Here is a 12,479-nt window from a genome sequence, read left to right as displayed (position 1 = left end):
GGCAAGGATCCGGGTCCGGGTGGACGCGCCTAGGCGCGTTCCACCTTGCAGGCACACTTCTTGAAATCGGTTTCCTTCGACAACGGGCAAGTTGCGTCAAGCGTGAGCTTGTTCGTAAGCTGACCCTCGTCAAACCACGGCATGAACACCAGTCCCTGGGGCACCTTGTTACGACCACGCGTCGCCAATTTGCTGCGCACTTCGCCGCGACGTGTTGAAACGAGGATTTCCTGACCGTTTCTCAATCCGCGTGCTTCGGCGTCGGATGGATGCATGAACACAACCGCAAGCGGGAATGCCCGGTGCAACTCCGGTACGCGACGGGTCATGGATCCGGAGTGCCAGTGTTCAAGAACACGGCCCGTGCAGAACCACAGGTCGAAAGTTTCATCCGGCATCTCCGGCGGATCTTCGTACGGCGCAAAAATGATCTTGGCCTTGCCGTCCTTGTGGCCGTAAAAGCGGACTTCCTCGCCTTCGGGCACATAAGGGTCATAGCCTTCGCGGAACCTGTAAAGTGTTTCCTTGCCGTCGACGACCGGCCAGCGCAGCCCGCGCGCCTGATGATAAGTCTCAAAGGGTGCGAGATCGTGGGCGTGACCGCGCCCGAAGTCTGCATATTCCTCGAAAAGACCCTTTTGAACATAGAAGCCGAAGTGTTCGGCATCGTCGTTCTGGAAACCTTCCGCGGTTTCGCTTAACGGGAACTTGTCGACCTGGCCGTTGGCAAACAGCACATCGAACATCGTCTTGCCCCGGTGTTCGGGCATCTTGGCGAGCAATTCTTCGCCCCAAACTTCTTCAACGGTGAAGCGTTTGGCGAATTCCATGAGTTGCCACAGGTCTGATTTGGCTTCTCCCGGCGCCGACACCTGCTGACGCCAGAATTGGGTACGGCGCTCCGCGTTGCCGTATGCGCCTTCTTTCTCGACCCACATCGCAGTCGGCAGGATCAGATCCGCGGACACTGCGGTGACCGTCGGATAGGGATCGGAGACAGTGATGAAATTTTCCGGATTGCGGTATCCGGGATAACCTTCCTCATTGATATTTGGGGCGGCCTGCATGTTGTTGTTGCACTGAACCCAGTAGGCGTTGAGAACACCATCCTTCAGTTTTCTGTGCTGCAGGACGGCGTGGAATCCCGGTTTCGGCGGGATCGTCCCCGCAGGGATCTTCCAGGCAGTCTCGCAAATCTCGCGATGCTTGTCGTTGGCCACCACCATGTCCGCGGGCAGCCGGTGGGCAAAGGTTCCGACTTCCCGGGCAGTGCCGCAAGCAGACGGCTGACCGGTAAGCGAGAAGGGGGAGTTGCCTGGCTCGGAAATCTTGCCGGTCAGAAGATGCACATTGTAGCAAAGCGAGTTGACCCAGGAACCGCGGGTATGCTGGTTGAAGCCCATGGTCCAAAGACTCATCACCTTGCGATCCGGGTCGGCGTATTGTTCTGCCAGAAGTTCAAGCTTTTCAGCAGGAACGCCAGACAGTTCGGACACCTTGTCCACCGAATACTCCGCGACTGAAGCTGCATATTCGTCGAAACTCATGCCTTCCAGTTTGCCGGAATCCGGATTTGCGGCTGCTTCCTGAAGAGGGTTTTCAGGTCGCAGGCCGTAACCGATATCGGTCGCGGTCTTGGTGATGTTCACGTGCTTGGACATGAAGTCTTCATTGACGCGACCGGTCGAGATGATGTGGTTGGCGATATAGTTCAGGATGGCAAGATCGGTTTGCGGCTTGAAGATCATGCCGTTGTCGGCAAGTTCAAAGGAACGATGCTCGAATGTGGAGAGAACGTGTACCTGGGCGCCGGGCTTGGTCAGGCGGGTATCGGTAAGGCGCGACCAGAGGATCGGGTGCATTTCCGCCATGTTGGAGCCCCAGAGCACAAATGTATCAGCGTGCTCGAAGTCATCGTAACAACCCATTGGCTCGTCGATGCCAAAGGTCCGCATGAAGCCGACAACAGCGGAGGCCATGCAGTGACGTGCATTCGGATCGATGTTGTTGGAGCGGAAGCCGGCCTTCATCAGTTTGGCTGCGGCATAGCCTTCCCAGACGGTCCATTGTCCGGAGCCGAACATACCGACCGAGGTCGGCCCTTTCTTGGCGAGTGCTTCTTTCCATTTCTGGGCCATGACATCGAAGGCTTCGTCCCAGCTGACCGGTTCAAACTCACCATTCTTGTCGTAGACGCCATTGGTCTTGCGCAACAGCGGCTGGGTCAGGCGGTCTTTGCCGTACATGATTTTCGAAAGGAAATAGCCCTTGATGCAATTCAGGCCCCGGTTTACCGGTGCATCCGGGTCCCCCTGGGTTGCAACCACCCGGTCATCCTTGGTGCCAACGAGAACAGAGCAGCCTGTGCCGCAGAAGCGGCAGGCTGCCTTGTCCCAACGTATACCGGTGGACTGGACCTGCGCCTGAGCTGCCTCGTTGCCGAGAGAAATACCGGCTGCGGAAGCCGTCGCGGCAGCCGCGGTCGCCTTCAGAAAGGTCCTGCGGGATTCAGAGGTTGTCATGGGTCTGGTCTCCGGCTTGGCTAGGTTTGGCTGGCAGAGAGGCGGCATCATCCGCCGCTAGATCTTCGAAGTGATGATAAGTGAGGGTGACAGAAACTACGCCCGGGATCTGATGCATCTCCATGATCAGCTCGGAAGCTTTTTTTTCTGGTGTGTCCTCGACAACGACAACAAGACGACCGTCATCGTCGCTCGCATGAATTTCGGCACCCTTCATTGCTTCAACCCGCTTGCGCACTTCGGGTACCGCGGGGGCAGTCGCATGAACGAGACAGCCGCAAATATTCATGTCGGGTCCTTTTGTTGCTCCGGCTGGAGCCGCTTGAATGTTATTGCAGCGACTGGACAGCCATAAGCGCACGCACCACAACCGGTGCATTGATCAATATCAACGATTGGTTCCGACGCGCCGCCAATCGCAAGCTTGAATCGAATCGCTTGCGGTTCGCACGCGTCCTCGCAGGTACGGCAGGTGATTGCCTGAAGAGATAGACATTTGTCCGAAACGTCGGCTCTCCATAGCCAGTCGAACTCACGGGAGCGGTCCAACGCACCTGAGGGGCAGGCTTCTGCGCACGCACCGCTAAAGGTGCAGGCACCACTTGAAAAATCCAGCACCGGACCGCGGTCGTTTCCTGGTTTTATGATTTTTTCAGGGCAGGATGCGACGCATTTCTTGCACTCCGTACAATGTGCCAGAATGGAGGGTTCGTCGGACCAGGGAGGTCTGATCGAATCTGATTTCGGTTGGCTGGCAAACTTCAGGAACGCTCGCCTGCTCACTGATACATCTGGCCGGCTGGACATGGCGTCAACCCGTCCCTGGCGATTGCAAGGTAACTGATATCGGAATGGAGAACCGCTGGATTGCAGCTTCGACTACCTGACGTGCGGAAGCCAAGACCACGGACTGCAGGCGATGCACGTGGCGATCATTCCAGTGACCGGTATCACTGTCTTCTGCCATAACCTCTCCCTCAGCATGGACAGACAGAGACGGCTATTGTTCGAGTCTTTTAGCCTTGAGACCGAGCTTAGGCCGCTGAACACCTCATGGGGTATAAGGGAAACTACGTATTAAATTATATCTGTAAATTCGAAAATATGATAATTTATTGATTTTTATAACTAAAAAATACAACGAAGAGATGATTATCCTGAATTAGTGTCGAAACGGAAACAAGGTCTCAGTCTTTGTTGTAAACCTCGGCCGGATCGTAAACTTTTTCGGTCTCGACAGGTTCCAGCCCGACAGGCACCCCTAAAGCACCATTGTGCGATGTTACCACTTTCCGGAAGAAGCAGGACCGGTAGCCGACGTGGCAGGTGGCGCCGTTGCCTCCAACCGAGACCTTCAACACCAACGCATCCTGGTCGCAGTCGGTGAGAATTTCGTGCACGGTCTGAACCTGACCGGAGGTTTCTCCCTTTTTCCAGAAACTTTTGCGCGAGCGACTCCAGTACCAGGCTTCGCCTGTATCGATTGTCCGCTTCAAGGCTTCTTCGTTCATGTAGCCGACCATCAGCACTTCCCCGGATGCAACATCGGTCACTACTGCGGCAATCAGACCGTCACTGTCGAATTTCGGCATGAGTAATGTGCCGTTTTCGACGGTTTCCTTGTCACCGCGATCGGATAATTGGGGATTGCACATGGGAAGTAGCCCTTGCCTAACTCAAGTGGGCAAGGGCCCTCGTTCAGAGACCCTTGCTGCGCACCATGGTCATGAACTTGGCCTGTTCGGCCGGATCATCCTGGAAAACGCCGGTGAACTGTGTGGTGATCGTTGAGACCCCCGGTTTTTGAACGCCGCGCATGGTCATGCACTGATGCTCTGCTTCGAGCATTACCGCCAAACCACGCGGCGCGAGGGTATCGTCAATGACCGATGCAATTTGCGCAGTCAAGTTTTCCTGTGTCTGCAGACGCTTGGCATAGATATCGACAACACGTGCAAGCTTGGACAGACCGACGACGCCTTCAGCCGGATAATAGGCGATATGCGCTTCGCCGATAAAGGGAAGCATGTGATGCTCGCAGTGCGAATGAAACGGTATGCCGCGCACAAGAACGATGTCCTGATAACCACCGACATCCTCGAACGTTCGCTCCAGGTGCTCGGCCGGATCCTCAAAATAGCCGCTATAGAGCTGGCTTAGTGCCTTGACGACCCGTTTCGGCGTCTCGACCAGGCCTTCACGGTCCGGGTCGTCGCCCGTCCAGGCAAGAATTGTCCGAACTGCGGCTTCAACTTCCTCGCGACTCGGCCGAAGCAATTGCTCCGGCGATTTTCTCTCAAATCTCTTTTCAACCGGCTTGAGGACAGCGTCCATCGGGATCCTCGCAAATTTACCCTTGTCACTCGTCATACGGCGCCCGTTCTTGCACAGATCATGAAGTCCTCGCTTGAAGGCCGGGGACCCTTATCATACTCCACACAAAAAGCGAACGCACAGTTTCTGAGCGGGTTGAGCCGGTTTCCAGCGCACATACGACGCCGTATACTACCAACTGCGACCACTCTGCCCCTTGCGAAATTGCCGTGGCGTCTGATCTATATATAGGAAAGCAAAGCGCCATCAATGTGTCGCGCATCACAGGCTTTCACGAAGAGGCGAGAATGCTTGACGACATCTACAACGCGAAGATCCTTGAATTCGCCGGAAACATCCCCCGAATCGGCCGTCTTGAGCAACCTGACGCAACGGCGAAGGCACATTCCAAACTTTGCGGCTCGACGGTTCTCGTTGACATATGTGTGAAGGACGGTGTGGTGAGCGATTTCGCTCATGACGTAAAGGCCTGTGCATTGGGACAGGCATCTTCCTCGATCATGGCCCAGAATGTCGTCGGAGCCAGCGTGGCCGAGTTGCGGGATGCACAAAAAACCATGCGTGCCATGCTCAAGGAAGGTGGCGATCCGCCCAAGGGCCGTTTCGAAGATCTGAAGTTTCTGGAACCGGTTCGTGAATACAAGGCACGCCACGCCTCCACGATGTTGACTTTCGACGCCGTCGTCGATGCGCTCGACCAGATTGAAGCCAAGGCCGAGAAAGACGGAGCGGCGGCATAACTCCTCTCAAACGTCCGGTCTGTTAGAACCATGTGCCAGCGGCCAGACACCGAATCCCGTTGGAACAGGCGTTTGTCTGTTCCCGGTCGTGTGGCGATTGGTCTCATCTGGATTTACCGTCATTCCCTATCCCTGTTCATGGGACGAGGGTGCCGATATGCACCGACCTGTTCGGACTATACCGAGCAGGCTATCCGGCAATACGGTTTCTGGACCGGTGGATGGATCGGATTGGCGCGCATTCTCAGATGTAATCCCTGGGGCGCATCCGGGTTTGACCCTGTTCCCGATACGCTTCCTGACAAGACACACTGGTTCACGCCATGGCGCTATGGGCGTTGGACGGGACGGCACATTCCTGAAAAATACCGGCTGGATGACCAATAATCATGAAATAGGCTTTTCGGTATAGCCTCTGTCTGCCATTGACCTAACGTCATCCGGATGCGACGTTTCCGTATCAGCCGAAAGGCCGGGGAGGGCACATGGACGCGCGCGATTTCCACTTCGTGATGATAAAGCCGACTCACTACGACGACGACGGCTATCCGATCCAGTGGCTTCGATCAGCCATTCCATCAAACACACTCGCCAGTCTGAATGGTCTGGCAGAAGCTGCCCGCGATCGCAATGCGCTCGGAGAACACGTTCGCATACACCTTCATACCTATGACGAAACCAACAAGCGGGTGCGCCCCGAAAAGATCGCGCGGGACATCAAACGGCAAGGCGGAAAGGCCCTGATCGCACTTGTTGGCGTTCAATCCAATCAGTTCCCGCGTGCAACGGACCTTGCCCGGAGGTTCCTGAAGGAAGGACTGCAGACCGCCATTGGCGGGTTTCATGTCTCCGGTTGCATTTCGATGCTCGACGACATGCCGGACGAAATGGTCGAACTGCAGGCAGAAGGCGTCAGCTACTTTGCCGGCGAGGCCGAGGACCGTCGTCTCGATCAGTTCTTCCGCGACGCCTGGAACGGTGATCTGAAACCGCTCTACAACTTCATGGCTGACCTGCCGTCGCTCGAAGGCGAGCCGACCCCGATCCTTCCGTCCAAGCACATTCAATTCACCGCGGGATCACATTCCAGTTTCGATCTGGGACGCGGCTGCCCGTTTCAGTGTTCCTTTTGCACCATCATCAACGTACAGGGCCGCAAGAGCCGGTTCCGCTCCGCCGACGACCTGGAGCAGATCATCCGTGACAACTACGAACAGGGCATCAACCGCTTTTTCATCACCGACGACAATTTTGCTCGCAACAGGGAATGGGAACCGCTTTTCGACCGTCTGATTTCCTTGCGCGAGAAAGAAAAATTCGACATCAAGTTCATCATCCAGGTGGATACGCTCTGCCACCGGATCGAGAATTTCATCGAAAAAGCCACGCGCGCAGGGGTGAACCGCGTATTCATCGGTCTGGAGAACATCAATCCCGACAATCTGCTGGCGGCAAAGAAGCGCCAGAACAAGATCACCGAATATCGGGAAATGCTGCAAAAGTGGCGGGCAAATGGTGCGACCACCTATGCCGGTTACATCATCGGTTTTCCGGGAGATACCAAGGAATCGGTTCTGCGGGACGTTGAAATCATCAAGAACGAATTGCCGCTCGATCTTCTGGAGTTTTTCTACCTGACACCGCTGCCTGGGTCGGAGGACCACAAGGTTCTGCTGTCCAAGGGAAGCTGGATGGACCCGGATCTCAACAAGTACGATCTCAATCACCGGGTTTCACACCATCCGAAAATGACTGATGCGGAGTGGGAAGAAGCTTACCAGGAAGCCTGGGAAAGCTACTATTCTGATACCCATGTCGAAACCGTGCTGCGAAGGGCAGCATCGCACAGGAAAGGCCGGCCCGGTAACAAGCTGTTCCTCATGATGTGGTTCAAGCTGATGATCCAGTGCGAAGGTGTTCATCCCCTGGAGGGCGGCTATTTCCGCCTGAAATTCCGCAAGGATCGCCGCAGCAACCTGCCGGTCGAAAGTGCCCTGTCATTCTATCCGGGCTATTTATGGGAGATTGTCGCCAAACATTGGGCCTATGTCTCGTCGACCTTGCGGGTTTACCGGATCTATCGAAAGGTCAAGTCTTCGCCGGAGCGGCATAGCTATTCGGATATTGCCATCGAGGAGATCGAGAAGGACGGCGAGGAAGCTCTTGCCATGATCCAGGAAACGCGCGGCGGTGTCGAGGCGGTTGCAAAGACGGCGCGCGATGCATCGATCGTCAAAGCAGCCAAGGAAAGGGCCGTGGCCTCATAGCGTGGAAGCAGGTTGTTTCTTTCTCCTCACAAGTTTCCAATTGAGTGTCATGCCTGCGGCCGCAAGGATGATGGCCCCAGCACCCAAAAGCTGCACGATGTGAAGTTCCTGTCCGAATGCCGCATAATCGACGACGATGGCGACCACCGGGTAGATGAATGAGAAAGCGCCCTGCAGGTGGGTCGGAAGTTTCTGAACCGCGCCGTACATCAGGATGTACATGAGGCCCGTGTGGATGGCGCCGAGCGTGACCAATGCGCCCCAGGCAACGCCTGTGTCAGGCAATTCAGACCAGCCGACAAACGGAGCGAGCATCAAAACGCCGACGCAGACCTGCACGAGCGCGATCAGTTGCGGCGGTGTACCGGTGAGTTTTTTCGTCAATAGTGCGGCAATCGCCCAGAAAAACGCAGCGCCAAGGGCAAGCGCGATGCCGAGTGCATAGTCGGTGCCGTCGGGTCGGTTGGCGCCGGACTTTGCCTGAACAATGAAAAGAACACCTGCAAAAGCGATCACCAGCCATGAAATCTTGGTTGCTGTTATGCGTTCACCGAGAAAAAGCGCACCGAAGCCGACGAGAATAAATGGTTGTGTGTTGTAGACGGCTGTCGCTATTCCGATCGAAGCTTCGCCATAGGCCGTGAAGAGCATCGCCCAGTTGATGACGATAGCGATACCGCCAAGGACAGCCAGCAGCAGTTGCCTGAGCGATATCCATCTGCGCAAGAGGCCCTGAGCCGCACAAATCGCGAACAAGGCCAATGCACCGAACGCACATCTCCAAAAGACGACATCGATTGCAGCCTGTCCCGAGATCACGACAAAAAAACCGATTGTGCCAAGGATGGTCATAGCCGCCGTCATTTCGGCAGCGCCACGCACAGTCTTGTCCATTTCTGCCTCGCAATGTGTTTCAAGGCTTCGAGGATGACAAAGGGTGTGACATGGTTCCATTCGTTAAATTAGGCGAAATATCAAACCTGCCTTATTATCGAAATGAAAACAGCGAAATTGGATTGCAATCATGACATTGGACGAAACCGATACCAAAATATTGGACGCGCTGATCCGGGATGGCCGAATGTCCCTGAAGGATCTGGCAAAGTGCGCCGGATTGTCCTCTCCGGGCGTATCGGAGCGAATACGCCGCCTGCAGGAGCGTGGCGTCATACTCGGGTTTTCGGCCGAAATCGAACCCAAGGCACTTGGCTACAGCCTGCAGGCCATCGTGCGAATAAGACCGCTGCCCGGCAAACTCCACATCGTTCAACAGTTGATCCAGGAAATTCCGGAATTCTGCGAATGCGACAAGGTAACGGGTGACGATTGCTTCATTGCACGCCTTGCGTTGCCATCGATCGAAAAACTGGACGGTATTCTGGACAGGATTGCCGACAAGGCTGAAACAAGCACGTCGATCGTCAAATCCCAGCCGATCCGCCGCCGGCCGCCGCCTCTGGTCGTGAACTAGGCGCGAGGGCGTCCGTTTCACGCCAGCTTTGCAATCCCGGTATGGCGGAACTCTGCCGGAAAGGGTTGCCGTTTGCCTTCGAATACCCTATCAGCATGCGGTCTATTTTCCATCGAACAGCTTACCTGCCTTGTCTGCAGGAGTGAGCAGGAGACACATGATGATCCAACTGACTTTTCCCGACAATTCCGTGCGCGAGTATGAGGCAGGTACCACCGGTCTTGCCATTGCCGAAGGCATTTCCAAGTCGCTTGCCAAAAAGGCGGTCGCAGTGGCGCTGGATGGCGAACTGAAAGACCTCTCCGACGCCATCTCGGCTGACCACAGCATCGAGATAGTGACACGTGACGACCCGCGCGCGCTGGAACTGATCCGGCACGATGCCGCACACGTCATGGCCGAAGCGGTACAGGAATTGTGGCCGGGAACTCAGGTCACGATCGGTCCGGTCATTGAAAACGGCTTTTACTATGATTTCAAAAGGGTGCATCCGGATTCCGGAGAGGACTGGCCTTTCCACCCCGATGACCTTGCCGTTATCGAGAAGAAGATGCGCGAGATCATCGCCCGTGGCGCGCAATTCACCAAGGAAATCTGGAGCCGCGAGGAAGCCAAAACCTATTTCGCCGCCAAGGGTGAGCATTACAAGGTTGAGCTGGTCGATGCGATTCCCGAAGATCAGGAACTCAAGATATACAAACAAGGTCAATGGCTTGACCTTTGCCGTGGACCGCACATGGTCTCGACCCGTCAGATTGGCGATGCCTTCAAGCTGATGAAAGTGGCCGGCGCCTACTGGCGCGGAGACTCGAACAACGAAATGCTGAGCCGCATCTACGCAACTGCCTGGCACAATGAGAAGGAGCTGAAAGGTTACCTTCACATGCTGGAAGAGGCCGAGAAGCGTGATCACCGCAAGCTTGGGCGCGAGATGGATCTCTTCCATTTCCAGGAGGAAGGGCCCGGCGTTGTCTTCTGGCATCCGAAGGGCTGGGACATGTTCCAGAACCTTATCGCCTACAAGCGCCGCATCTTGAAGGAAGACTACAAGGAAGTGAATGCGCCGCAGGTGTTGCATACCTCGCTCTGGGAAACTTCCGGTCACTGGACCTGGTACAAGGAGAACATGTTCTCCGTGCAATGCGCCGATCCGGATTCCGAGGACGACCGCGTCTATGCCCTGAAGCCGATGAATTGCCCCGGACATGTGCAAATCTTCAAGCATGGCCTGAAGAGCTATCGTGACCTGCCGATGCGTCTGGCCGAATTCGGCGTGGTTCACCGGTATGAGCCGTCGGGTGCTCTTCATGGTCTGATGCGTGTGCGCGGCTTTACCCAGGACGATGCACATGTCTTTTGTACTGAAGAGCAGCTGGCGGACGAGTGCCTGAAGATCAACGACCTGATCCTGTCGGTTTACAAGGATTTCGGATTCGACGAAGTCGTGGTCAAACTCTCGACCAGGCCAGAGAAACGCGTCGGCACCGACGAAATGTGGGATCACGCCGAAGCCGTCATGGCTGACGTTCTGGAACAGATCGAGGCTCAGTCCGAAGGTCGGGTGAAAACCGACGTCCTGCCGGGCGAGGGGGCGTTTTACGGTCCCAAGTTCGAATACACGCTGCGCGATGCCATCGGCCGAGAATGGCAATGCGGAACGACGCAGGTCGACTTTGCGTTGCCGGAGCGTTTCGGTGCGTTTTACGTCGACAATAACGGCGAGAAAAAAACGCCTGTGATGGTCCACCGCGCAATCTGCGGGTCAATGGAACGGTTCCTCGGCATTCTGATCGAGAACTATGCAGGACATTTTCCGCTCTGGTTCGCTCCGTTGCAGATTGTTGTTGCCACCATTACTTCGGAAGCGGACACCTACGGTCAGGAAGTCGCAGATCTTCTGAAAGCCAGCGGATTGAAGGTGGAGACCGACTTCCGCAACGAGAAGATCAACTACAAGGTCCGCGAACACTCGCTTGCCAAGGTTCCCGTGATTATCGTGTGTGGTATGCGGGAAGCGGAAGAACGAACCGTCAATGTCCGCCGCCTCGGGTCGAAAGACCAGAGGTCCATGGGTCTGGATGAGGCCCTTGCAGCATTTGTCGAGGAAGCGACACCGCCGGACTTGAAATAAACTTGAACGACCCGATCTTTGGGAAATCCGACATTATGTACACTGCCCTTCCTCTGGGGCAGTGTGCTGTCACACCAGCTTAGCAATTCTTCTGGTATCTGGTTCCAGATTTACCGGATCGAACGTTAATTCAGAGATGACGGCCGCCGTGGATTACACAGAATTCAGCTACGCCAATTCGGAACATCCACCACTGAAGAGGTGGACGATCAGGGCAATCGAGGGCTTGTCCGGCCGCGGCAAGCTCCTCGACGTGTACGAAGTGTGGAAGCACACAATGGTTGGCACTTCGGACTACATCTGGAGTGACCTGCTCGGTCTGATCAATTTGAACGTTTCTGTCGAAAACGGCGAATGGCCGCCAAGAAACCTTCCAGATGGACCGCTTGTCCTGATTGCAAATCATCCCTATGGAATTGGTGATGGACTGGCCATTCTGTCACTGGCCGAACAGCTTGACCGTCCGTTCAAGATCCTGATCAACAACGAATTGCTCAAGGTTCCGGAAGTCCGACCCTTTTCTCTGCCGGTTGATTTCGAGGAGACCAAACAGGCCCTCAAGACAAACATGCAGACCCGGAAAGAGGCGTTGCGGCTGCTTGAAGAAGGCACGACCATTATCGTATTCCCGGGCGGGGGTGTTGCAACTGCCGCGAAGCCCTTCGGGCGCGCAGAAGAATTGCCCTGGAAGACGTTCACGGCAAAGATGATACGGTCTTCCAGGGCGACCGTGTTGCCGCTCTACTTTGACGGCCAGAATTCATGGCTGTTTCACCTGGTCAGCAGATATTCGCTGACGCTTCGCCTGGCGCTGCTCGTGCGTGAATTCAGGCGCATTCTCGGATCCGTAATGACGGCGCGGGCGGGGGAAGCAATTCCGTTCGAGACACTCGGCGGATTCAAGGACCAGAAGGAAATCATGGATTTCCTGCAGACCAAGGTCATGGAAATGGCGCCGTCGCGAACCGCAAAACGCCTTCTCGGGCGCCGCCTATGAAAAAGTGCCTGAACACC

Annotated in this window: 13 protein-coding genes; 6 read left to right on the top strand and 7 right to left on the bottom strand. The window is 55.6% G+C overall.

Translation table 11 applies throughout. The annotated features are described in order from the left end of the window. Positions 1–29 precede the first annotated feature (29 nt). The 6 genes from napA to folE form a co-directional block, all read right to left on the bottom strand. The gene (gene napA / locus ACO6TI_RS23400; protein WP_108873997.1) at positions 30–2,522 is read right to left on the bottom strand and encodes a nitrate reductase catalytic subunit NapA; all 2,493 of its coding nucleotides are present in this window, start codon (positions 2,520–2,522) and stop codon (positions 30–32) included. Further along, complete coding sequence (locus tag ACO6TI_RS23395; RefSeq protein ID WP_104701946.1) at positions 2,509–2,811, bottom strand: chaperone NapD; 303 nt, start codon at positions 2,809–2,811, stop codon at positions 2,509–2,511. Before ACO6TI_RS23395 ends, napA begins: the two co-directional genes overlap by 14 nt. Continuing rightward, positions 2,808–3,329, bottom strand: coding sequence for a ferredoxin-type protein NapF (gene napF / locus ACO6TI_RS23390; protein ID WP_422383470.1), 522 nt, complete (start codon positions 3,327–3,329; stop codon positions 2,808–2,810). Before napF ends, ACO6TI_RS23395 begins: the two co-directional genes overlap by 4 nt. 4 nt (positions 3,330–3,333) lie before the next feature. Further along, entirely contained in the window at positions 3,334–3,489 is a 156-nt protein-coding gene (locus ACO6TI_RS23385; RefSeq protein ID WP_159100742.1) for a hypothetical protein, read from the bottom strand. A 220-nt stretch (positions 3,490–3,709) separates the two neighbouring features. Continuing rightward, entirely contained in the window at positions 3,710–4,177 is a 468-nt protein-coding gene (hisI, locus tag ACO6TI_RS23380; protein WP_422383469.1) for a phosphoribosyl-AMP cyclohydrolase, read from the bottom strand. A gap of 43 nt (positions 4,178–4,220) precedes the next feature. After that, the gene (gene folE / locus ACO6TI_RS23375; protein WP_055116052.1) at positions 4,221–4,856 is read right to left on the bottom strand and encodes a GTP cyclohydrolase I FolE; all 636 of its coding nucleotides are present in this window, start codon (positions 4,854–4,856) and stop codon (positions 4,221–4,223) included. 287 nt (positions 4,857–5,143) lie between these two features. Here folE and ACO6TI_RS23370 point away from each other — a divergent pair, with 287 nt between their 5' ends. The 3 genes from ACO6TI_RS23370 (at position 5,144) to ACO6TI_RS23360 (ending at position 7,863) form a co-directional block, all read left to right on the top strand. Next, on the top strand, positions 5,144–5,596 hold the full coding sequence (locus ACO6TI_RS23370) for an iron-sulfur cluster assembly scaffold protein (RefSeq protein ID WP_108874096.1): 453 nt from the start codon (positions 5,144–5,146) through the stop codon (positions 5,594–5,596). Positions 5,597–5,668: 72 nt separating this feature from the next. After that, on the top strand, positions 5,669–5,983 hold the full coding sequence (yidD, locus tag ACO6TI_RS23365) for a membrane protein insertion efficiency factor YidD (protein ID WP_321190478.1): 315 nt from the start codon (positions 5,669–5,671) through the stop codon (positions 5,981–5,983). A 98-nt stretch (positions 5,984–6,081) separates the two neighbouring features. Beyond that, a complete protein-coding gene (locus ACO6TI_RS23360) occupies positions 6,082–7,863 on the top strand; it encodes a B12-binding domain-containing radical SAM protein (RefSeq protein WP_196876687.1) in 1,782 nt (593 codons plus the stop codon). Here the strand turns inward: ACO6TI_RS23360 and ACO6TI_RS23355 are convergent. Next, positions 7,858–8,757, bottom strand: coding sequence for a DMT family transporter (locus ACO6TI_RS23355; RefSeq protein ID WP_422383468.1), 900 nt, complete (start codon positions 8,755–8,757; stop codon positions 7,858–7,860). The genes ACO6TI_RS23360 and ACO6TI_RS23355 overlap by 6 nt on opposite strands. A gap of 130 nt (positions 8,758–8,887) precedes the next feature. Between ACO6TI_RS23355 and ACO6TI_RS23350 the strand changes: the two genes are divergently transcribed. The 3 genes from ACO6TI_RS23350 to ACO6TI_RS23340 all read left to right on the top strand — a co-directional run bounded on the left by ACO6TI_RS23350 (position 8,888) and on the right by ACO6TI_RS23340 (position 12,462). Further along, a complete protein-coding gene (locus ACO6TI_RS23350) occupies positions 8,888–9,334 on the top strand; it encodes an Lrp/AsnC family transcriptional regulator (RefSeq protein WP_196876685.1) in 447 nt (148 codons plus the stop codon). Between the two features lie 160 nt (positions 9,335–9,494). Continuing rightward, positions 9,495–11,465 carry a threonine--tRNA ligase gene (gene thrS / locus ACO6TI_RS23345; RefSeq protein WP_196895087.1) on the top strand — a complete coding sequence of 657 codons (1,971 nt, stop codon included), beginning with the start codon at positions 9,495–9,497 and terminating at the stop codon, positions 11,463–11,465. A 148-nt stretch (positions 11,466–11,613) separates the two neighbouring features. Beyond that, positions 11,614–12,462 carry a lysophospholipid acyltransferase family protein gene (locus ACO6TI_RS23340; protein WP_108874097.1) on the top strand — a complete coding sequence of 283 codons (849 nt, stop codon included), beginning with the start codon at positions 11,614–11,616 and terminating at the stop codon, positions 12,460–12,462. Positions 12,463–12,479 lie beyond the last annotated feature (17 nt).

Source organism: Roseibium album (genome assembly GCF_965233825.1).
GTDB lineage: Bacteria > Pseudomonadota > Alphaproteobacteria > Rhizobiales > Stappiaceae > Roseibium > Roseibium album.
This window is presented reverse-complemented; position numbering and strand designations above follow the sequence as displayed.